Origin of the sequence: Companilactobacillus pabuli (assembly GCF_014058425.1) — a bacterium.
Classification (GTDB): Bacteria; Bacillota; Bacilli; order Lactobacillales; family Lactobacillaceae; genus Companilactobacillus; species Companilactobacillus pabuli.
Genome location: NZ_CP049366.1, coordinates 2137603 through 2160011, shown reverse-complemented (window position 1 = coordinate 2160011; position 22409 = coordinate 2137603). Strand labels below are relative to the sequence as shown.

Annotated in this window: 23 protein-coding genes; 13 read left to right on the top strand and 10 right to left on the bottom strand. The window is 36.0% G+C overall.

The window, feature by feature from the left end; translation table 11 throughout:
• Nucleotides 1-35: 35 nt before the first annotated feature.
• The gene (locus tag G6534_RS10530; RefSeq protein WP_182082803.1) at nt 36-1007 is read left to right on the top strand and encodes a polyprenyl synthetase family protein; all 972 of its coding nucleotides are present in this window, start codon (nt 36-38) and stop codon (nt 1005-1007) included.
• A 48-nt stretch (nt 1008-1055) separates the two neighbouring features.
• On the opposite strand, the gene cydC is transcribed toward G6534_RS10530, so the two are convergent.
• Genes cydC through G6534_RS10510 form a run of 4 tightly spaced genes read right to left on the bottom strand, consistent with a single transcriptional unit; the run spans nt 1056 to nt 6977 of the window.
• Nucleotides 1056-2795 carry a thiol reductant ABC exporter subunit CydC gene (cydC, locus tag G6534_RS10525; protein ID WP_059074676.1) on the bottom strand — a complete coding sequence of 580 codons (1740 nt, stop codon included), beginning with the start codon at nt 2793-2795 and terminating at the stop codon, nt 1056-1058.
• Nucleotides 2792-4525 (bottom strand): thiol reductant ABC exporter subunit CydD, encoded by a 1734-nt coding sequence (gene cydD, locus G6534_RS10520; RefSeq protein WP_182082802.1) that lies wholly within the window; start codon nt 4523-4525, stop codon nt 2792-2794. The genes cydC and cydD overlap by 4 nt, the downstream gene beginning before the upstream one ends.
• Nucleotides 4525-5538 (bottom strand): cytochrome d ubiquinol oxidase subunit II, encoded by a 1014-nt coding sequence (gene cydB / locus G6534_RS10515; RefSeq protein ID WP_182082801.1) that lies wholly within the window; start codon nt 5536-5538, stop codon nt 4525-4527. The genes cydD and cydB overlap by 1 nt, the downstream gene beginning before the upstream one ends.
• Nucleotides 5535-6977, bottom strand: a complete 1443-nt coding sequence (locus tag G6534_RS10510) for a cytochrome ubiquinol oxidase subunit I (protein ID WP_059074673.1) — start codon at nt 6975-6977, stop codon at nt 5535-5537. The genes cydB and G6534_RS10510 overlap by 4 nt, the downstream gene beginning before the upstream one ends.
• A gap of 417 nt (nt 6978-7394) precedes the next feature.
• Between G6534_RS10510 and G6534_RS10505 the strand changes: the two genes are divergently transcribed.
• Nucleotides 7395-7916 carry a helix-turn-helix transcriptional regulator gene (locus tag G6534_RS10505; protein WP_182082800.1) on the top strand — a complete coding sequence of 174 codons (522 nt, stop codon included), beginning with the start codon at nt 7395-7397 and terminating at the stop codon, nt 7914-7916.
• Nucleotides 7917-7952: 36 nt separating this feature from the next.
• On the opposite strand, the gene G6534_RS10500 is transcribed toward G6534_RS10505, so the two are convergent.
• The gene (locus G6534_RS10500) at nt 7953-9005 is read right to left on the bottom strand and encodes a hypothetical protein (protein WP_182082799.1); all 1053 of its coding nucleotides are present in this window, start codon (nt 9003-9005) and stop codon (nt 7953-7955) included.
• A gap of 28 nt (nt 9006-9033) precedes the next feature.
• Nucleotides 9034-9846 carry a bifunctional hydroxymethylpyrimidine kinase/phosphomethylpyrimidine kinase gene (thiD, locus tag G6534_RS10495; protein WP_059074691.1) on the bottom strand — a complete coding sequence of 271 codons (813 nt, stop codon included), beginning with the start codon at nt 9844-9846 and terminating at the stop codon, nt 9034-9036.
• A 132-nt stretch (nt 9847-9978) separates the two neighbouring features.
• On the opposite strand from thiD, the gene G6534_RS10490 reads away from it, so the two are divergent.
• Nucleotides 9979-10737: a MerR family transcriptional regulator gene (locus tag G6534_RS10490; RefSeq protein ID WP_182082798.1), complete on the top strand. Its 759-nt coding sequence runs from the start codon at nt 9979-9981 to the stop codon at nt 10735-10737.
• A gap of 37 nt (nt 10738-10774) precedes the next feature.
• Here the strand turns inward: G6534_RS10490 and G6534_RS10485 are convergent, their stop codons facing one another.
• On the bottom strand, nt 10775-11491 hold the full coding sequence (locus tag G6534_RS10485) for a DUF975 family protein (RefSeq protein ID WP_182082797.1): 717 nt from the start codon (nt 11489-11491) through the stop codon (nt 10775-10777).
• 125 nt (nt 11492-11616) lie between these two features.
• On the opposite strand from G6534_RS10485, the gene proC reads away from it, so the two are divergent.
• The 3 genes from proC to G6534_RS10470 all read left to right on the top strand — a co-directional run bounded on the left by proC (nt 11617) and on the right by G6534_RS10470 (nt 14344).
• Entirely contained in the window at nt 11617-12387 is a 771-nt protein-coding gene (gene proC, locus G6534_RS10480; RefSeq protein ID WP_182082796.1) for a pyrroline-5-carboxylate reductase, read from the top strand.
• A gap of 101 nt (nt 12388-12488) precedes the next feature.
• A complete protein-coding gene (locus G6534_RS10475; RefSeq protein ID WP_162897883.1) occupies nt 12489-13085 on the top strand; it encodes an ECF transporter S component in 597 nt (198 codons plus the stop codon).
• Nucleotides 13086-13162: 77 nt separating this feature from the next.
• On the top strand, nt 13163-14344 hold the full coding sequence (locus G6534_RS10470; protein ID WP_182082795.1) for an acetate/propionate family kinase: 1182 nt from the start codon (nt 13163-13165) through the stop codon (nt 14342-14344).
• 30 nt (nt 14345-14374) lie between these two features.
• On the opposite strand, the gene G6534_RS10465 is transcribed toward G6534_RS10470, so the two are convergent.
• A complete protein-coding gene (locus G6534_RS10465; RefSeq protein ID WP_182082794.1) occupies nt 14375-15049 on the bottom strand; it encodes a type 1 glutamine amidotransferase in 675 nt (224 codons plus the stop codon).
• A gap of 54 nt (nt 15050-15103) precedes the next feature.
• Here G6534_RS10465 and G6534_RS10460 point away from each other — a divergent pair, with 54 nt between their 5' ends.
• Complete coding sequence (locus G6534_RS10460) at nt 15104-16426, top strand: C1 family peptidase (protein WP_182082793.1); 1323 nt, start codon at nt 15104-15106, stop codon at nt 16424-16426.
• 43 nt (nt 16427-16469) lie between these two features.
• On the opposite strand, the gene G6534_RS10455 is transcribed toward G6534_RS10460, so the two are convergent.
• Nucleotides 16470-17129 carry an EAL domain-containing protein gene (locus tag G6534_RS10455; RefSeq protein WP_182082792.1) on the bottom strand — a complete coding sequence of 220 codons (660 nt, stop codon included), beginning with the start codon at nt 17127-17129 and terminating at the stop codon, nt 16470-16472.
• A 224-nt stretch (nt 17130-17353) separates the two neighbouring features.
• Here G6534_RS10455 and G6534_RS10450 point away from each other — a divergent pair, with 224 nt between their 5' ends.
• Entirely contained in the window at nt 17354-17806 is a 453-nt protein-coding gene (locus G6534_RS10450; protein ID WP_182082791.1) for a CopY/TcrY family copper transport repressor, read from the top strand.
• A 151-nt stretch (nt 17807-17957) separates the two neighbouring features.
• On the opposite strand, the gene G6534_RS10445 is transcribed toward G6534_RS10450, so the two are convergent.
• Nucleotides 17958-18389, bottom strand: a complete 432-nt coding sequence (locus G6534_RS10445; RefSeq protein WP_182082790.1) for a GNAT family N-acetyltransferase — start codon at nt 18387-18389, stop codon at nt 17958-17960.
• A 160-nt stretch (nt 18390-18549) separates the two neighbouring features.
• Between G6534_RS10445 and rsmG the strand changes: the two genes are divergently transcribed.
• From rsmG to ychF, 5 genes are all read left to right on the top strand, one after another.
• Nucleotides 18550-19275: a 16S rRNA (guanine(527)-N(7))-methyltransferase RsmG gene (gene rsmG, locus G6534_RS10440; RefSeq protein ID WP_182082789.1), complete on the top strand. Its 726-nt coding sequence runs from the start codon at nt 18550-18552 to the stop codon at nt 19273-19275.
• Between the two features lie 117 nt (nt 19276-19392).
• Nucleotides 19393-20169 (top strand): ParA family protein, encoded by a 777-nt coding sequence (locus G6534_RS10435; RefSeq protein WP_059074658.1) that lies wholly within the window; start codon nt 19393-19395, stop codon nt 20167-20169.
• Nucleotides 20150-21019: a ParB/RepB/Spo0J family partition protein gene (locus tag G6534_RS10430; RefSeq protein ID WP_010017990.1), complete on the top strand. Its 870-nt coding sequence runs from the start codon at nt 20150-20152 to the stop codon at nt 21017-21019. The genes G6534_RS10435 and G6534_RS10430 overlap by 20 nt, the downstream gene beginning before the upstream one ends.
• Nucleotides 21020-21028: 9 nt before the next feature.
• The gene (locus G6534_RS10425) at nt 21029-21292 is read left to right on the top strand and encodes a DUF951 domain-containing protein (protein WP_010017993.1); all 264 of its coding nucleotides are present in this window, start codon (nt 21029-21031) and stop codon (nt 21290-21292) included.
• A 3-nt stretch (nt 21293-21295) separates the two neighbouring features.
• On the top strand, nt 21296-22399 hold the full coding sequence (gene ychF, locus G6534_RS10420) for a redox-regulated ATPase YchF (protein WP_182082788.1): 1104 nt from the start codon (nt 21296-21298) through the stop codon (nt 22397-22399).
• Nucleotides 22400-22409: the final 10 nt, after the last annotated feature.

Here is a 22409-nt window from a genome sequence, read left to right as displayed (position 1 = left end):
TTACAACAAAGTAATACAGGGGTATGAGAAATTATATGGCGAACTCAATTTGGAAAAGTTACCCTAAATTAGGGGAAAAATTGGATCTAACGACTGATTTTATTCACCAAGAAGTTAAGATTCAAAATCTAGATATTAGTAAAATGATTGTCGATTTAACCTCAGGCGGGAAGATGTTACGTCCGGCATTTTTCTTGCTGTTCAGTGATTTTGGCACTACTAAGAAAACGACGCAAGAGTTGATTCCTTTAGCGGCATCAATAGAAATCTTGCACGTAGCAACTTTGATTCACGATGATGTGATCGATGATTCGCCGTTGCGCCGTAGTCGTCCTACAATTCACACTAAGTACGGACGGAGAAATGCAATTTACGCTGGAGATTATTTATTTACACTTTATTTTGAATTAATTTCAAAAAACTTGCAGCACAACACAGATATTTTGTTGAATGCCCTGAGTATGAAGAAGATTCTGGTCGGAGAGTTGGATCAAATGTTGATCAACTTTAATGTTGAGGCCACTACCGATATGTATTTTAAAGAAATTTCAGGAAAAACAGCTGAATTATTCAGTCTCAGTGCCAAAATGGGAGCCATTTTTAGTAATAGTAGTCAGGAAATCGTTGAACGTTGTCAAAATATCGGTCATGATATCGGTATGGCTTTTCAAATTATTGATGACATATTGGATTTCAGTTCGACTTCTCAAACTGGAAAACCAGTTCATGAAGATTTGAAAAATGGTGTCTATTCGTTACCTTATATTTTGGGATTAGAAGCTAAGAATCAAAAATTGATTACCATTTTATCGAAGAATCATTTAGACGATGCAGATGACCGAATGGCGATGCAAATAGTATTAGATGATGGTTATTTAGACCAAGCTAAGCAGATTGCTCGTAAGTTTACAGATCGAGCTGTTGTAGAAATTGAAAAATTACCAAAGAATCATAATCAAGTTATTTTAAAAAATGTCGTCAAAAAATTAATTAATCGAATCAAATAAAAAGGATATGCCGCTTGGCATATCCTTTTTATTGTATCGTTATAACGTTTATAATCCTTGATCCATTTGATAGAGCTCCTTGAAATGTTCATTTGATTGATAAAGGTCTTTAGGTGCACCTTGCATTTCAATTTCTTCACTGTTCATGAAAACTACTTTGTCAACGTGATTAACTCCTTGTAAGTGATGAGTTACCCAAATGATAGTTTTGTCTTTCAAGACGGAGAAGAAGGTCTCTAATAAATCATTTTCTGTGATAGGGTCAAGTCCAACCGTAGGTTCATCTAGTAAAACGATGGGAGCATCTTGCAATAGGATTCTAGCTAAAGCAATTCTTTCTTGTTCACCACCAGAGAATCTGGAGCCATTTTCACCAACTAAGGTGTTATATTTGTCAGGCAATGATTCCACTAGATCTTTTAAACCAACACGTTCTAAGGCTTGCTTGACTTCAATGTCAGATTTCCCTTCATTTCCCAATCTAACATTGTTCATCAAAGTAGTATTGAAAAGAAATGGTTTTTGATTCAATACGGAAAAGAGTTTTTGACGATGTTCTTGAATTTGAGCAATATCATAATCGTTGATTTTAATTTCTCCAGCAGTCGGAGTAAGATCTCCTAAAATCAATTGCAAAATAGTTGTTTTACCAATACCACTAGGACCCAATAAAGCTAACTTTTCTCCTTTATGAATAGTTTGCGAGAAATTCTTAATTAAAATTGGTGAGTCAGTATCGTATTCAAAAGATACGTTGTTTAAAGTTAAACTCTCAAAATCGTTTGGCGCTAAATCAACTTGTGTAGGTAAATCGTTTTTTACAGGTTGAATAGTGTTTAAACGTTGAATTGAATCCTTATAAAGTGGCCATTCTTCAAATCCTTGACTAACAGGGATGATGGCATCTGAAAGTGGAAAGATGGCTAAAACTACCGCAGAAACGAAGTTAGCTTGTTCTTGACCATTAGTCATAGTTAAATTAGTAAAAATCAAAAAGCAAATTGCCAAGGCGGCGAAAATTAATTGTAAGCCAAAATCACGATTGCGACGGAAGGCTTTTGATTTTAATTTTGATTGGTCGAGATTATGGATGTTTTCTGAAGTTAAATTATTAAAATCATCTTTACGGCCAGAAATAACCCAATCGTCGACACCTAAAATATTATCGGTCAATTGAATATAGAGATCACTTTTGACCTCTTTTTGATAGGCTCGACGAGCACTTTCAATGGAGACTGAAAATAGTGGTACTAAAAAGACTTCAATGAAGAGCAATAAGAAGACAAAGAATCCAAAGGCTGGATTGAAGATTCCTAAAGCAAGAGAGCCGATGATGGTCAATAAATAGCCAATAACGGCTGGAAAAATAGTTCTTAAGTAAAGGTTTTGTAGGTGAGAGATATCTTCTGATAGCAAGCCCATGATATCCCCAGTTTTGTGATGTTCATTGAAAAATGAGGCGTCGCTTTCTAGTGTTTTGTACAAACGAGTTCTCAAGTCAGATGTAACGCGTAAAACCCAGTTGTGACTCTTTAGTCGTTCAACGTATTTGAAGACTGGACGACCGATACCAAAAGCTCTCGTCAAAAGAATGGGAACGTAAATCAAGAGAATGTTGACTGGATGCGTAGCGGCTTTATCAATTGTATAACCAGAAGTAAACATCAAAGCTCCAGCACAAAATGATGTTAATAAACCTAGTGTCAAGGCAGTGATCAACAAGCCCTTATATTGTTTGATATATGGTTTGACCCAAGTATCATGCTTGAATGTTTTGAAGAAATTCATAGTTGATCACCCCGCATATTCTTGATTAATTTTGTGAAAGCACCGTTATGGTTTTGAAGCTGTTCAGGCGTACCTTGTTCAACAATAGTGCCATTATCCATAACGATGACATAATCCATTTCTTTGATCCAGTGCAATCTATGGGTCGCGAAGATAACTAAATGATTTTGAAATAGTTTTTCCATTGGTTTCTTCAAAGCGTACTCAGTTTCGATATCCAGATGAGCTGTTGGTTCATCAAAAATCAAGACGTGACGGTCATCAGCTAAGAAAGCCCGAGCTAACATGATACGCTGTTGCTGACCACCAGAGATTCCACGACCACCTTCACCGATTTTTGTTTGATATCCGTCAGTTAAAGTATCGATGAAATCTTGTAAGCCAGCTTGTTTGGCAGCAATTTTAATTTCCTCTAATGAGGCTTTAGGACGATAAAAGGCGATGTTTTCAGCAATCGAACCAGCAAATAAATAAGGTGACTGTGGTAAGAAAGTAAGTTTCTTTTGCCAATTTTCCTGTTTAAAGTTAGGGACTTTTTGTTGATTGATTTGAATATCGGCCTTATCAGGAACTAGGAAGCCACCAATTGTTCTAATCAGGGTTGTTTTACCAGAACCAGATTTACCGATAACACCGATTTTTTGATAGCCTTGCAATTTTAAGTCATTGATATCGAGACTGACTGCATCATCACCGACGCCTTGATAAGTAAATTGTAAGTTATTGATCGTAACGGCGGAGTCTTTATCCCAAGTGAAATCCTTTAGTTGATTGGCTTCTTTAGTGTCTGGACGTTCTAAAATTTCAAAAATGGAATTCAAAGCATTCTTACCATTTAAGGTAGCGTGATAGTCGTTAGAGAAATCTCTCAAAGGTAAAAAGTACTCTGGAGCCAAAATTAAAGTAACTAAGGCAGGGAAGAGTGGAAAACTGTTGTTAATGAGCCCTAAACCTAGGAAGACGGCCAAAATTGCGATTCCTAATGTGGTTAGCCAATCGAGTGCAAAAGTCGATAAGATGGCAATTCTGAGCGTATTCATTGTTCTTCTACGATACTCATCACTGACGGTATAGATATTTTTAGCATAGCGCTTACTTAGACCTAACATTTTTAATGTTGGTAGGCCACGTAAGGCATCTAAGAAGTGATTAGAAAGAATCGTATATTGCTTGTATTGGGCATCCGCCTTAGCTTGAGCAGCAAGACCTAAGATGATCATAAATAAAATAACTAGTGGCACAATAATGGTCAAAGTTATTCCAGAAGCGATATTTTGTGTGTAAATGTAAATCAATAACACTGGTGGAATAATCGACATGTTCATCAATTTAGTGAAAATCAATTTGAAATAGTTTTCGACTAAGTCGATGCCGTCTAGAGAAGAAGTGACCAAATTACCGGTTCCTTCTTCAGAAATCATCTCAGGACCAGCATTGTAGACTTTGTCTAATAAACGTCCACGAATATCTTCAGACGTTTTACTGGCAAATTTTTCGACGATTTTAGTATTAATTAGATTGAATAAATGTCGTAAGACAAAAGAAGCTGCAAATAAAAGCATCGGATTGATGATGGCTTGCAGTGGTTTTTGTTCCCACGAATTTACGAGTGCTTCTGCTAAATACTTACCTTGGAATAAAACAACAAATGCTTGCAAGAGAGTTAATCCTGCAAGCATTAGAAGAAGTTTTTTTGTTCCAGGTAAGCGAAATAAACGCTTATCTATCATTAGTATTTCACCGTATTCTCTCTTGGATTTATTCTCTTTGTGAATAGAGAGTATGACCAAATGAAGTAAATGGCTACAATTGGTACCAAGATACATGCGACAATCGTCATAATCGTCAAAGTATATGGTGAATTAGCAGCATCTTTGATCAAAATACTGTGTGCTGGGTTAGTAGCAATCATAACACGTGGAAATAGTCCGTTGAACAATAAAACGATGACCATACTTAGTGCTAAACCACTACCAGCAAAGCTCCATCCCTCTCTGTTCTTTAGGACTCCATAGTAACCTAATAAGGAGAACAAAACAATCAGCAGAGTAATGATGAGAGATGAGAAGAATCTCTTAGTAAAGAAGTCAGTTTGCAAGAATACTAAAACGGCAAAGACTACTTCACCAAGGAACAAAATTGGATAAAGGATTTGATTCAATTTGCGAGCACGATCACGCATTGGTCCTTCAATTCTTAAGCGAATAAAGTTCAAACCATGGACTAGTGAAAGTAAAACTCCGGCAACTCCTCCGACGATTGATAGTAAGTTAACAACATCAAAGAAAGCAGGGAAAGCATTACCTGAAGCATCCATTGGTACGCCTTGAACCATACTCAACAAAATCATACAAAGGAAGAATGGTGGGATGATACTACCGGCAAAAAATGCCCACATCCAAAGATTCTTACCTGTTCTAGTTTCAGCATGTTTGTGGAATTCAAAGGAAACTCCACGAAGAATTAAGCCAACTAAAACTAACAAGAACAAAATGTAATAACCAGAGAACAATGATGCATACCACATTGGTAAGGAAGCAAACATTGCACCACCGGCTGTAACGAGCCATGTTTCATTACCGTCCCAGTGAGGGCCGATTGTTGACATAATGGCAGTTCTTTCTGCATCGTCTTTAGCAAGAAATCTGGTTGCCATTCCGACACCAAAGTCGAAACCTTCAAGAAATAGGAAGATGGCAAAAAGAAGTCCAATTAGAATAAACCACAATGTACTGAGTGTCATTGTCCGAAGGCCTCCTTTGCAAATGGATCGACGTTTTGTTTGGAGTCAGCCTCTTCAAAGTATGGACCGTGATGAAGTGTTTGTCTGCAGTACCAAACCATAACGCCACCCAATAGAGTAAAGAGCAAGAAGTAAATAATATTACTGAATAGTAGACTAGCAACTGTTGAAGTAGGTGAAACAGCTTGAGCAATTGTAAATAGTCCGTAAACGATCCAAGGATAGCGACCAAATTCAGTAATGAACCAACCGGCAGAATTACCAATAAATGGAAGCCAAATACTGATACCTAAAACCACTAACATCCACTTGTGACTTTCGATGGTATCTTTCTTCTTTCTAGAGAAGATTAAGCCAACTAGAGCAATCAACATAACCAAAGCGTCAATTCCAGTCATTACTCTAAAGCTCCAGAATAAAGTCTTAGGTGGAACGTAGTAATTCATATCTTTTCCGAATTTCTTATCATATGTAGCGTGTAATTCCTTGTTAATGGTATTCATACCCTTAACTGAACCGCTAAGTTTGTGATATGCCAAAATACTTAGAACACCAGGAACTTCAATCTTACCGCTGGCCTTGTGATCCTTAGCATCAATTAATTCAACAATCGTCCAAGGAGCAGGGTCTTTAGTATCTTCGTAGATACCTTCGGTTGCAGCAAATTTCATTGGTTGATCTTTGATAATTTGTTGTGTTTGCAAATCTCCGGCACCAGCTGAAGCAATGGCGAAAATCAAACTTGCCCAAAGTCCGAAACGTAGGGAAGTTTTGAAGAAGTGATTCTCGTTTTTCTTTTTACGTAACAATCCCCAAGCACTCATACCAGCAATAACTACGGCGGCAGTCATGAAGGCAGCCAAGATAACGTGTGGGAAGACCTTCCATAATTGAGGATTAGCGACAACGGCGCCAAAGTCAGTCAATTGAATTCTTCCAGTTGTATTGTTGATTTTGAAACCTGTAGGATGTTGCATGAAACTATTGGCAGCTAAAATCCAAATAGCGGAAAGCATTGTACCAATTGAAGTCATCCAAATCATAAAGGCATGGACACCTGGTTTGAAACGATCCCAAGTGAACATCCAAATCCCGATAAAGACGGATTCAATGAAGAATGCTAATAAAGCTTCAATAGCAAGTGGAGCACCGAATACATCACCCATGAAACGTGAGTATTCAGACCAATTCATACCGAATTGGAATTCTTGAATAATACCTGTAACGATACCAACGGCAAAACTCAAAAGGAAAATTTTTCCCCAGAATTTAGCCATATCTAGGTAAACTTTGTCTTTTTTAACGGCATAGATAGTTTCCATGATAGCGACTAAAAATCCCATTCCAATTGAAAAAGGAACGAAGAAGAAATGGAAGACGGTCGTCATTGCAAATTGGAAACGTGCCAAAGAGACAATACTTAAACCAACACCAAGCATGGTCAATAACCTCCTTAAAAACATAAATTTAAACCCAATATATGAATTTATCATATGATTAATTACTTGCTTAATCAATAAATTTGACTTAAAAAAGCGGTCACAAGCTTGATATAACTGAATTGCATAAGATTTCACAAAATAAAAAATATTATGAATAACAATTAATTAATCATCAATACATAAAATGATAATTCTATATTACCTATACCTAAAATATACCGCTTTCAGAATTGTCTGCCTGTCAGATTTGAAAAAGAAAATTTACAAAAGGTAAGTGGTATCTTTAATCTAGGAATAAACTAATTATAACGCCGTTATAGTCATAAAAATAAGCAATTAGAAAGGGATTGGATGGTTAATTTACCCTGGATCTAATATAAATAAACTAAGCGATGTGAAAGTGAGCGATAAAAAATGGAATTGAATCAGGTTTTGAGAAAGAAACGTCAAGAATATCATTTGACGCAAGAACAGTTGGCAGAGAGATTGTACGTTTCATCAAAAACTGTCTCTAATTGGGAGACTGGTAAGACTTTCCCCGATATCAATAGTCTGATTCGTTTATCAAAGCTCTATCACATTTCTTTAGATAATTTATTAGTGGAGGGATCTGATATTGTGAGAGATATTGATAGAAAAACGCGCTTGATGACTTTGAAAAGGTACATGTGGCTGCCTAGTATTTTAAATTTGATTTTGATATTGATTGTTTCGCAGCAGAAATTTTTAGGACGACTATCGACAGTTAGTACAGTTTTGATTTTGATAAGTATTGCCTTGAATTCGGGAATATTGATTTATTTCAATCGAGAAGTTAAACAAGAAGAACAGACGGCCGAGGTTTCAATCCGACCTAATAAACAAGTGCAAGGATTTTTACTATTCGTTGTCCTGTTTGTTGGTTCGATGATAGTAGGATATTTGTTGAAAAAATAAAAGGACAAACGCATTCGCGTTTGTCCTTTTTGAGCTTTAATGTCTACTGCTACGACTTCTAGTACCAAGATTATTGTTTTGTTGTGGCACACCTAAACGAGGATTGCCATTGTTTGGATTGAGTTGTTGATTATTTTGATTACCAAAGTTTGGCTGATTCATATTTTGATTCTGGTTGTTAGGTGCGTAATTTTGGTTTTGACCGTAGTTTTGATTATTGTAATTTGAATTTGGATTATATGACTGATTGTTGAATTGCCCTTGATTGCCGTTGCCAAATTGATTATTTGGTTGTTGGTAATTGCCACGAGGGTTAGGGCGATTCATATTATTATTCATATTCATATTGCCGTTCATGTTGTTATTATTACCATTCATTGGCTGATTGAATTGTTGATTATTATAGCCACCATTTTGGTTATTGAATTGGTTTGAACGGTTATTGTTGTAATTCCCATTATTAGGGAATTGTTGTTGATTCATATTATTTGGAACTTGGTTAGGATTGAACTGTTGATTGTATCCTTGATTATTGTTACCAAATTGATTTTGGTTATTATTTTGATAAGGATTATAACCGTAGTTTGCTTGATTAAAATTGTTAGGTTGATTAAATTGCCCATTTGGTTGATTTTGATTATAAAATTGACCAAAGTTTTGGTTTTGATTGTCGAACTGGTTTTGATTATTGTCCGGTTCGTCTTCAGGTTCCTCATCAGAAATTGGATGAATTATCATGTCAACGATGACGATAATCAAGTCAATTGCACCAATGATGATACCAACCCAAGCCCAAATCTTTAAGAAACCAGCTCCAGGCATGTTGGCGTTAAATAAGCCCATCAAACCACCGAGGATTAGGATGACAAATCCGACAATATCAGGAACGATACTGTATGTTCGGTTGGTCAAAATATAAATTGCGGCTGAAATGATGTAAGTGATTGCCATCAAAATTCCGGCAGCACCACCGATAGCCCCAGTACCGACTAAAGCGGCGATGAAGCCTTCAAATCCAGCTTTGATCATTAATACAATTGATAGTATAAGCAATAAAATCCCGGCAGAAATTTTTGTTATTCTTACCATAGTTAACCTCCAATTTTACTTACCAATACTATTGTATATCATCCTTTACAAAATGGTTAATAGGTCCATATTTATGTCCTACAGCGATTTCATGTTTAATAGCATTATAAGTAAATGTTTTTGCAGTCTTAATGGCATCTTCCATACTTTGACCCTTTGCTAATTCAGCCACGATACATGATGACAAGGTATCACCAGTACCATTGATGTGTTCTGTTTTGACATAAGGTTCAGAGATCCAGAATGATTGGCCATCTTCTAGTAGAACATAATCTTCAACTTCATCAATCGAGTCGTCGCTATGTTCACCCTTTATCATAATATTTTTTGGACCTAATTTGCGTAATTTATGCGCAGCCTTAATAATTTCTTCTTTATTTTCTAATTCAAGACCAGATAACTTCTTAGCTTCGTAGAAATTTGGTGTAATTAAATCAGCTAATGGGAATAATTCGTCAATTAAAGTTTGGTAAGCTTCTGTTTCCAAAAGCATTGCCCCATGCTTAGTGATGATAACTGGATCTAAGACGAAATATCCAAAAGGTTTATCCTTGATAGCTTCAGTAACTGTGTGAATAATTTCTGAATCAGACAACATACCAGTTTTAAAAGCTGAAACTTTGAAATCATCTTTGATATCTTTGATTTGATTTTCAATAAAACTAACTGGCATATTTACACTGTCGTGAATTCCATATGAATTTCCAGCAACAGCAGCAGTGAGAACAGACATTCCGTAAACACCACGAGCCATAAATGTTTTGAGATCTGCTTGAGCGCCGGCACTTCCATCAGAGTCAGAACCTGCGATAGTTAAAACTTGTGTAAATTCATTCAATATAGTCACCCACCTAATTATTGTTAATCCCTATCTTAACAGGAAAGGTGAAAAAAGTGGTCGATTTTTATCATAATTTACTTGACCTTCACGTAACGTCAACCGATAAAATTCAATTTGTTAGGAGAGATATTTATGAAATATACAATTAAAAAGTTAGCTGAAATGACCGGTATTACAACACGTACCTTGCGATATTACGATGATATAAATTTGTTGAAACCGAGTGAAGTTAATGAAAATAATTACCGAATTTATGATGAAAAAAATGTAAATAAATTGCAGCAAATTTTATTTTATCGGTCGCTGAACTTTCCGTTGCAGGAGATTAAGAAGATTATGGATGATCCAAATTTTTCGAGAATAGATGCCTTGAAACAGCAACAACAGTTGTTATTACAAGAACAAGAAAAGATAAAAACTCTGCTAACAAATATTGATTTGACTATCAAAGATTATCAAGGAGAGATTGAAATGACAGATACAGAAAAATTTGCCGCTTTTAAAAAGACAAAAATTTCAGAAAATGAAACTAAATATGGCGCTGAAATTCGTCAAAAATACGGTTCAAAAACGATTGAGCAATCCAATCAAAAATATTCCAAATTGAGCGAGGTAGAGTTCCAACAAATGCAGGCCGTAGAAAAGACCTTGATTGAAGATTTAGTGGCCTTGAAAAAGAAACCAGATTTGGATTCACAGTTAGCTCAAAAAATTTATCAAGAACATAAGCAATGGCTTGAATACACTTGGCCTAGTTATACCAAAGAAGCACATCGAGGTTTGGTTGATATGTATATCAGTGATGCTAGATTTGGAGATTACTACAATCAAAAGGCCCAAACGCCAGTTGTCCAATTATTGCATGATGTAGTTTACGAATATACTAAGTGAAATTAGTCGTTATAACGATATAAAAAAGCGATGCAGTCTATTGTAAGACCGCATCGCTTTTTTCGACTAAATCTTTGTAGAAGTTAGCCATAGTTAGTTTGTAATATGGATAGATCCAGATGAAACCAACGCCTAATGTTAAGAAGCCAAGTAGCCACCAACCGATAAAACTAAGTTGAAGGACGAAGTAACGCCATTTATTACCGACCATTAATTGGCGACTTTTGGTGATGTAGTCAGTTAGTTTGTAGTTATTAGCAAGACCACGGTCATTCAAATCTTTGTAAACGAAGTAAGTTTGTGAATAAGCCATATATTTAATAATCCCGGGAATGACTAATAGGATGGTCCAAAGCGTCAAGAAGATATAGGAAATGATATAAATTAGCATTAGTTTCCACCAATCGGGACTTCTGAAATAAGTAAAGTTACTTTTGATTGGAGCAAAGTCTAGTTTTGGATCTTCCAACCAATCTAATCCTCTAAAACTGGCAGATAAAGTAATCACTAGAAAAATTAAACTAACCACTAAACTGATAATTCCAGAATTGGCAGTCATTCTAACCAGTTGGTCAAAATTCACCGTTGCAGTATCGTAATTAATTTTGATTTTTTCATTGAAATTGCTGTACTCATTAGTAAACCAAAAGACTATGGATGGAATTAAAAATAGTAAGACACCCTTAGACCAGTTTCCCTTGAGTAGTGATTTAACTTCGGATTTTAACTGAAATCTTGTTCGATATGTCTTCATAAAGAACCCCCCCTCTATTTGAAGATATTTGAATTACTCTTTATTATAAATAAAGACCATAATTACGTCTATTTTGCTGTAAGATATAATGAATAAAAGAAGTTCTTTATAAAGGAGTCGATCGCATGATTGGATTTATTGGTGCTGGAAGTATTGGTGGAGCCGTTATAACGGGTTTGATCAAAAATGGTTTTGATGAAGATAAGATTGTCGTAAAGGGTGGACGTTCTAATCGAACAAAGCTTTTATGTGACCAACTTGGTTTTCAAATGGTTAAGAAGGTAAAACAGTTAGCTGATGCGGACGTGATTTTCATTGCCGTCGGTGCAACTGCGTTGGATAATGTTTTGAGTGAACTAAAAGAAATCGTTACTGGCAAATTAGTCGTTGCCTTTACTGGTAGTGCATCAGTGACTCATTTGAAACAAGCTTTAGGTAGTGATGCTAAGGTTGCCCATGCCATTCCTAATACACCAGTTAAAGTTGGCGCTGGTTTTACAGGAATTACTTATTCAAGTGACTTTACTGATGATGATAAGAAGAAAGTTGCTTCAATTATGGGCTACACGGGACAACTTGTTGAAGTGCCCGAAGATCAACTAGGAATTCTAGGAACAGTAGCCGGTTGTTCACCAGCTTTCTTGGATGTCTTTATTGAAGCTTTGAGCGATGCAGGTGTAAAACACGGCTTGAATCGTCAACTTTCTTATGATGCTGCTATTGGTATGGCTATCGGAGCCGCTAAGTTAGCTAAGCAATCAGAATTGAATGTTTCTGCCTTGAAAGACGAAGTAACTTCTCCAGGTGGTTCAACTATTCGTGGAGTGGCTGCCTTAGAAGAACATGGCTTCAGAAACGCCGTTATCAAGGCTGTCGATGCTGCTGAAAATGAATAAATTCTAGAAATAAAATCAGACATTTTGTTTGGTTTTATTTTTTTTGTTCTTTCCCCGATAATCGAGTAAACTTAAGAAAATATAATTATTTGGGGGAGAGTATTTTGCAAAGAAGAAAGGCTTATAAGACAGCAATCTTGGGCATATTGATTGCTATCATCTTAGTTCAGTCGATGGTTCCAATGTTGGGGTACATTCCGACCGGATTCGTCAATATTACGATTATTCATATCACTGTTATCGTAGCAGCGATTGTGTTAGGACCAAAGGATGGTGCGATTGTCGGTTTAGTGTGGGGCATTGGAACGATAATTCGAGCATTCACTAGTCCAACATCAATCATTGATACAACGGTCTTTACTAATCCAGTCGTAGCGGTTTTACCTAGAATCGCCGTTGGATTGTTGGCTGGCTGGATTTATTTATGGTTCAGAAATCATACTCAGAAAAAAGTTCTGGGAATGGCAATAGCTTCAGCAGTCGGATCATTGACTAACACGGTATTAGTATTGGGACTAATGCGTGTTATGTATGCCAGTACTATGGCACAGGCTTATGCGACACAAACAGATTTGTTGAATAAATTGTTATTAGTTATTGTGGGAACAAATGGGGTTCCAGAGATGATTGTGGCGATTATTTTAGCACCAGCCATTTCGACAGCAATTTTGAAGACGAACAAGTTCTTAGACAATTAAGTTAATTTGTTGTAAAAAGTTAAAAATACCAGCATGTTTTCTGAAAATTAGGTATGCTAGTAGCAGGAGTGTGAATTATGCAAAAAACATTAATCATTAATGCCGGTAGTTCATCATTAAAGTGGAAATTATTTGAAATGCCATCCGAAGTGATTTTAGCTAGTGGCTTAGTAGAACGAATTAGTATGCCAGGATCAATTTTTACGATTAAATACGGTGACCATCAAAAATTTGAAAAGACAGTCGATAATTTGAGTCAAGAAGCTGCCGCTAAGATGGTTTTTGACGAAATGCAAAATCTGAAAATTATCAATGAACTTTCAGAAATTACTGCAGTAGCTCATCGTGTCGTAGCGGGTGGACAAGTCTTCAAGTCTGCTGTAGAAGTAACACCTGAAGTATTGAAGAAGATCAAAGAACTTAGCAATTTCGCACCATTGCACAATCCCATGGAAGCTAAAGGGATTGAAACAATGGCTAAGACTTTGCCTAACGTTGTGCAATATGCAGTCTTTGATAGTAAATTCTTTACTGATTTGCCAGAAAAGAATGCGATTTATAGCTTGCCATATGAATTGACACAAAAATACCAAATCCGTCGTTATGGCGAACATGGTATTTCACATACTTATTTAACTAAACGTGCTGCAGAATTGTTGAATAAGCCTAAAAGTGAACTAGATTTAGTAACAATGCACCTAGGTAGTGGAGCATCACTCGCTGCAGTTAAAAACGGTAAGGCTTTTGATACATCAATGGGCTTCACGCCACTAACTGGTGTCACAATGGGAACTCGTGCCGGTGATTTGGATCCAGCCTTAGTACCTTATTTGATGCAAGAATTAAAAGCTGACGATCCAAATGAGATTATGATGATGTTGAATCAAAAATCTGGTTTACTCGGAATTTCAGGAATCTCACCAGATATGCGTGAAATTAAGGCTAAGGAACAAACTGATCCACGTGCTAAATTAGCGGTAGATGTTTTTATTAATCGTATTGTTAAATATGCAGGAAGTTTCTTAACAGAATTAAATGGGGCTGATGCTTTAGTATTTGCTGGTGGAATTGGTGAACATAATGATGATTTGCGTCAAGAAATCATTGATGAGTTAGCTATTTTCAATGTGAAGTTGGATAAGGATTTGAATAAAGCTGGTCATGAAGGCTTGATCAGTAGTCCTGATTCAGCTATTAAAGTTTTGTTGATTCCAACTGATGAAGAACTAGAAATGGTTCGTCAAGTCGCAGAATTGTAAAAAAAAACACAACTCAATGTTGTGTTTTTTTTACTTACTAGTTTCAGCTAAGCGTTTCTTGTGAGCTGCAATAATCTTGTCAGCAATAGCACGAGCAACGTTTTCATTCTTCAAAATAGGACCATGAGAATAACTACCTATAACGTTCTTATAACGCATACCTTCTTGTTTGTCATCAGGGTTGTTACCGTAGCCTTCAACCATTTGACCAAATGGTTTTAACTTACTCTTGTCGTCAAAATAAGTTCGACCACTGTGGTTTTCGAAAGCTTTAACAGTGCCCCATTCAGTCTTGTATTCAGTATCGCCAATCATACGACTATCAGCTTTAAAGACAGTATGGAAAGGCAAAATATCAAGACAAGGGATAGTTTTGCCACTGCTAGTTTCATAATATTTACCTAGGAATTGATAGCCACCACAGATACAGAGCATGGGATTGTCGTCATCGATGTATTCCTTGATAGTTTCACGATGTCTCTTAAGATCAGTTGAAACGACAGATTGTTCAAAATCTTGGCCACCACCGAAGAAGAGAAAATCATAATCAAAGGCGTTAAATTTCATACCGAGGCTGATATTGTCAACTTGAGTGTCGTAGCCTTTTTCTTTGAGAAGAAAGCTAAGAATTTTAACATCACCGCTATCTCCATAGGTGTTCATTAAATCTTCGTATAAATAAGCAATTTTAATAGGTTCAGACATAATTTATCTCCAAATAGTATGAATATTGTAATATTAATAAATGAGGTGATTGAATTGACAAAAGAAATCAATAAAAAGATTTTAGCAGATTTTAATGAGAACTTAAATCAAGATGCAACTAATAATGTGCTTAAAAACGCTGTAGCGCAAGTAGGGATTTATCAAGCTAGTGAAAATCCTAACGCCAAGACGTTATTAAATCCATCATTTAACGTTACAGTTGATACCGGAAAAGTATCTAATCAAAAGCATTCTGGTCGTTGTTGGCTATTCGCAGCCTTGAATACCTTGAGAACAGAATTTGCTCAAAAGAATAATTTAAAAGACTTTGAATTGTCACAGAACTATCTTTCATTTTATGATCGTCTAGAAAAGGCTAATTATTTCTATCAAAACATTTTAGAAACAGCTGATTTACCTGTAGATGATCGAAAAGTTAATACATTGTTCAGTTCCCCTAGTGGCGATGGTGGTTACTGGGTTTATGCTGCTAATTTGATTCAAAAATACGGTGTGGTTCCTAACTACGTAATGCCAGAAACTCAAGCTTCTGATAATACGACTGAATTCAACGCTGTTTTGAATAAAATGTTGCGCAAGAATGGTATCGAATTGCGTCAAATGGTTCAAGATAAGACAGATCAAAGTAAAATTGATCAACGTGTTGAAGAGATGCTTTCTGAAGTTTATAAAGTTTGTGTTTACTCATTTGGGATGCCACCAAAGGAATTTGAGTTGTCACTCCATACGGATAATGACAAGTTGATTGAAGAGACGAGTATCACACCAAAAGATTTCTTAAAGCGTTACTTTACGATGAATTTGGATGACTACGTTATTGTAGAAAATTCACCACAGAAGAGTAAGAAATATCATCAAGCTTACACGATTGCTGAATCTGGTAACATCGTTGGCGGTCGTATTGATAAATTCTTGAATTTGCCAATTGAACGCTTGGAAGAATTAACGATTGAACAATTAAAGGGTAATGATCCCGTTTGGTTTGGAAATGACGTTTCTGAAGAATCCGATCGTAAAAAGGGTTATTTGTTAGGTGATTTATATCAATACGATAAATTGTTCAATATCGACTCCGAAATTGAAAAGGGACTTCGTTTGGATTATAAACAAGCTCAAGTTTCACACGCTATGACCATTACTGGGGTCAACTTAGTTAACGGACAAGCTAATCGCTACAAAGTTGAAAATTCTTGGGGTAGTGACAATGGTGAAAATGGCTACTACATGATGGACAAGAAGTGGTTTGAAGATTATGTCTACGAAGTAATTATCAATAAGAAATATTTAATAGCCACTGAATTATCCGAATACAATCAAGATCCTATTGAATTACCAGCTTGGGATTCTTTAGCCTAAAATAAAAGACCGATTAACTTCTTATAAGCTAATAGGTCTTTTTTTAAGGCATTGAAGGCTTGCCATAAAGGTAACCTTGTTGAATCTCAATGCCGTATTTTTTAGCGAGAATTTGGTCTGTGTGGTCCTCTACGCCTTCTAATACCATATCTAAACAGTACTTTCTAGCTTGACGGACCCAAAAAGATAGGTATTCAGGAATTTTGTCAGCATTACCACTCATGCGAAGATTTTGCATCGCAAACTTAATTCGATCGACGTAGGGCAATGAATGTTTAATATTATCAAAAGTATTAGAGCCCGTTCCGACATCGTCAATGACTAAAGCAATATCATATTGATGCAATATCAAGCTGTATTCTTTTACCTTGACTAATGGCATAGCATCAGTGAATTCAATCGTTAAAGAAACTGGGTCGATTCGCTTTTTTAAAGCAATAATTGCTCCCAGAGTAAGTGGATCATTAGCTTGTTCCTTATTCAAATTAAATGATAAGGATCTGTGCTTATTGTTTTGTTTAGCTAAAATATGTGCAGTCTTCTCAACTAAGCAGACTTGTTTTTCAATTGAAAGTTCTGTGAAATCTTCTGGTAAATGCCAATTGCCATTGTCTTCTTTACGTAAAAGGACTTCATATCCAACAAGGGTATCTGTACTCTTATTAACTTGTGGTTGAACAAAAAAACTATACTTCGTAGGCATTTTCCCTCCCATCCTAAAATTCTCTTGTACTTTGAGTATTTTATTCCATTTTTTAATTTATAGCAATTAAACGGGCTATTAATATAGGAATAATAAATATTCCTATAAGAATAATGTAGCAACGTTACAAAAATAGTTTACTCGTAGAAATCTCTGATGAAAACAAACTATAAAAATCGATAAGTAATGTTATATAATGTTCTCATTAAGAGAGGACGTTTTTAATGGATACTGTTGCAAAAAAAGAACAGAAGAAAGTTGAAATTTCTTCAGCCGAATGGCAAATCATGCGCATTGTCTGGACTTTGAAACATGTGACTAGTTCGGAAATCATCAATTTGATGCAAAAGAAACAGACTTGGTCTGATTCTACAATCAAAACTTTAATTACACGGTTGACTAAAAAGGAATTTCTTAGTCGTAAAAAAGAACAGGGCCGCTATATTTATTCTTCAACAGTGGCTGAACAAGATACGATGAATGAATATGCCAATAGTTTATTCAATGATTTTTGTGCCCATAAGGCAGGATCAGTTTTGAATGAATTGATTGATTCTTTGGAAATCAGTCAGGCAGACATTGCCAAACTGGAAAAAACTTTAAAAGAAAAAGAAAAAACTGCTCCAGAACACGTGCACTGCGATTGTTTGCCAGACGGTTGCGATGATATGTGCTAAAATTAAGTTCCTTGGCAGGGGCGTAGGCTGAACTCAGAAATTGAGTTTGGCCTATTTTTCTTTGCCTTTTTGTTAAATGATTAACAGTGATAATTTAGCAAATGAATATGTATGTAAAATATAAAAAATGTAAATCTTTGGTAAATGTTTTTTAAAAATTAAGAAGCATATCTAAGTGAGGGATGTTGTCTTCTAAATACACATCAGAAATTGCTTTAAAACCGAATTGTTCATAAAATTTTTGTAGATAAGCTTGAGCTTGAATTTGAATTGGTTGTTTAGGGAATCTTTGTTTGATCTCATCAATTGTTGCCGCAACGATTTTTTCTCCCAAGCCATTTTTACGAAATTCTTTGACAACTAGAACACGTCCAAAAGTAATGTGATCGCCTTTATCAATAATTCTCGTATAAGCCTTTAATTGCCCATCTTCAATCAGACAAACGTGTAAGTCGTCATAATCATCATCGTCGACTTCTTGATAAGGACAATTTTGTTCAACAACGAAAACTTTGACACGTTCTTTCAAAATATCAATCAATTCTTTTGGTGTTAATTCATTAGTATGCTTGACGGTAATCATATGGATTCCTCCTGCGGTTTTTACTGATAATAATACAATTATATTGTTTTGTATGTTAAAAATTCTCGGAAAAACTCTTTTTTCTAACATTGAATTAAAGGCCACAATAATATAGGATAAAAGGGTGTGAAACATGTGTTTCACGAGTGGAGGTATGTCAATGAAACCGGAAGAATTTTTTGAATCCTTGGCAAAACAAGGGATTGAGTTAAGTGAAACTCAAAAAGATCAATTTGCAATTTACTTTAGGGAATTGGTTGAAACTAATAAAGTTATGAACTTAACTTCAATTACCGATGAAGATCAAGTTTATTTGAAACATTTTTACGATTCGATTGAATTAGGCTTCGTCGATAAAAAGATTTTGAGTGATGAATTAACACTTTGCGACGTTGGGTCAGGTGCAGGTTTTCCATCTTTGCCTTTGAAGATCGTTAATCCTAAACTTAAAATTACTATCGTTGATTCATTGAATAAGCGAATTAAATTTTTAGATAGTTTGGTTAATAAATTAAGTCTAGAAGATGTAAATTTAGTTCATGGTCGTGCTGAAGAAGTCGGCAAGAATGCTCAATTTAGGGAACAATTTGACGTTGTAACGGCTCGTGCAGTCGCTGCTATGAACGTTCTGACAGAATTTTGTTTACCACTAGTTAAGCTTGGTGGACAATTCGTCGCTATGAAGTCTGAAAAAGCTCCTGAAGAAGTCAAAGCAGCAAAATTTGCAATCGAGACTTTGGGTGGAGAAATCAAACAACAAACTTCAGTTGAATTACCAAATGATGCAGGAATCCGTAATTTTATTTTTGTAGGCAAAGTTAATAAAACACCGAAGAAATATCCAAGAAAACCAGGAACACCTGCTAAAAAACCACTTGTGAAATAATTAGACAGTATAAATGAATACTGTAAAAATGATAAGATTATATAGATATGGCAAAAGTGAACCATAAGTAAATATTTTGGGAGACCGTTATAACGGCTCTAAAGATAGGGGAATAAAATGGCACGAAAAATATCTGTTGCAAATCAAAAAGGTGGTGTTGGGAAAACTACTACCACCATTAATTTGGGAGCATGTTTAACCGATTTGGGTCAAAGAGTATTGATTGTTGATACTGACCCTCAAGGTAATGCTACCAGCGGTTTAGGTATTAAAAAGGCTAACGTTGAAAAAGATGTCTATGATGTTTTAGTAAACGAATATCCGTTGAAAAAGACGATTATTCATACTAAGCATCCAAAGCTAGATATCGTTCCAGCAACGATCCAACTAGCCGGTGCAGAAATGGAATTGACGACAATGATGGCTCGTGAAACACGTTTACGTGCGGGAATCGAAGAAGTCGACAATGATTACGATATTATTTTGATCGATTGTCCACCTTCATTAGGTCAACTATCTACTAATGCCTTTACGGCGAGCGATTCAATTATTATTCCAGTTCAAAGTGAGTATTATGCATTGGAAGGATTGAGTCAATTGCTAAATACCATTCGTTTGGTTCAAAAACATTTCAATACTAACTTAGCCATTGAAGGCGTCTTGATCACAATGTTAGATGCCAGAACTAATTTAGGTGCTCAAGTAGTTGATGAAGTGAAATCATACTTTGGAGATTCAGTTTACAAATCAATCGTTCCTAGAAACACACGGCTAGCGGAAGCACCTAGTTACGGTTTACCAATCGTCGACTTTGACGACAAGTCAAGAGGTGCTAAAGCTTATCGTGAACTTGCCGAGGAGGTGTTAAAGCGTAATGGCATCAAGCAAAAATAAAAAAGGCTTAGGAAGAGGAATTGATGCTATCTTTTCTGAATTCGAAGCTATTGATGAAAATAGTGAAACCGTCGTTGACCTTTCTATCGATGATATTCGTCCTAATCCATATCAACCTAGAAAAACTTTCGACCAAAATGCTTTAAACGAGTTAGCACACTCAATTGAACAAAACGGTGTCTTTCAACCAATTATCGTTCGTGAAAGTGTTAATGGTTTTGAAATCATTGCTGGGGAGAGACGTTTCCGTGCAAGTAAAATTGCTAAGAAGACTACTATTCCAGCTATCGTTCGTCCATTAAGCGAATCAGGGATGATGGAAATTGCTGTTTTGGAAAACCTTCAGCGTGAAGATTTAACGCCACTTGAAGAAGCAGACGCCTATCAAACTTTGATTACGAAATTGAATTTGACCCAAGAGCAAGTTTCTCAAAGATTAGGCAAGTCTCGTCCTTATATTGCCAACTACTTGCGACTATTGAATTTGCCCGAAGCTACTAAGAAATTAGTTCAAAGCGGTAAGTTATCAATGGGCCAAGCTAGAACTTTGTTGAGCTTAAAGGACCAAGACCAAATCGATCGTCTAGCTAAACGTGCTGTAGAAGAAGATTTGACTGTTCGTCAACTTGAACAATTGGCTACTGAATCTAAGCACAACAGCAAAAAGAAGAAGAAAGCTGTTCAAAAATCTCCTTTCATTAGAGCAACTGAAGAAAAATTAGTTGAAAGATTTGATACACCGGTTGCTGTGAAAGAGACTAGAAGCGGCCATGGAAAATTAGAAATTGATTTCTCGAATACGGATGATTTAAATCGTATTTTAGACATATTAGGAATCCATTTAGATTAGAGGAATTGTATGTTTAAACTTGGAGATATTATCACAATGAAAAAACCTCACGCTTGTGGGGAAAATCGCTGGGAAGTTATCCGTTTAGGTGCGGATATTAAAGTTAAATGCTTAGGCTGTGGTCACATCGTGATGATTCCACGGGCTGAATTCAAGAAGAAATTCAAGAAAGTTTTAACACAAGCTGACCAAGTGAAAACAGAAAATGAAGAACATTATTTGAAAAAATCTCAATTAATGCCACCAAACTTTATTAAAAGAAATGAGGAATAAATAATGGCTCTAACTGCCGGAATTGTCGGACTACCAAACGTTGGTAAGTCAACTTTATTTAATGCTATTACAAAAGCTGGTGCGGAGATGGCTAACTATCCTTTCGCCACAATCGACCCTAACGTGGGTATGGTTGAAGTGCCAGATAGCCGTCTAGCAAGAATCGATTCATTGATTCCCGCTAAAAAAGTTATTCATACTACTTTTGAATTTACTGATATCGCTGGTATCGTTAAAGGTGCTAGTAAGGGTGAAGGACTTGGTAACAAGTTCTTGGAAAATATCAGACAAGTTGACGCCATTGTTCATGTCGTTCGTGCGTTCGATGATGACGATATCACAAGTGTTACTGGTAAAGTTGACCCACTAGATGATATTGAAACTATTAATTTGGAATTAAGTATTGCTGATCTTGACAGTATAAACAAGCGTTACACTCGTGTTGAAAAAGCTGCTAAGAGTGCCAAGGATAAAGAAGCTCAAGCTGAGTTGTCAGTTCTTGAAAAGATCAAGCCAGTTCTTGAAGAAGGTGGCGCTGTTAGATCAATCGACTTTGACGAAGATGAACAAAAAATCGTTAAGGGATTATTCTTACTAACTTCAAAACCTGTTTTGTACGTAGCTAACATCGCTGAAGAAGATATGGCTGATCCTGAAAGTTCTAAGTATTACAAAGTCGTTGAAGATTACGCTAAGAAAGACAACGCTCAAGTAATCGGAGTTTCAGCTAGAACTGAAGAAGAAATTGCCGAATTAGATGACGATGAAAGAAAAGAATTCCTTGAAGCTGAAGGTGTTACAGAGTCAGGTCTTGATAAGCTTATCAAAGCTAGTTACAAGCTATTAGGACTTAGAACTTTCTTCACTGCTGGTGGTAAAGAAACTCGTGCTTGGACTTTCCACGAAGGTATGAAAGCACCACAAGTTGCCGGAATTATTCACTCTGATTTTGAACGTGGATTTATCCGTGCTGAAGTTATGTCATTTAGTGATTTGGATGAATTAGGTAGTGAAAAAGCCGTCAAGGAAGCCGGCAAATTACGTGTTGAAGGTAAGGATTACGAAGTTCAAGATGGAGACATCATCGAATTCCGCTTTAACGTCTAACCAGGGGGAC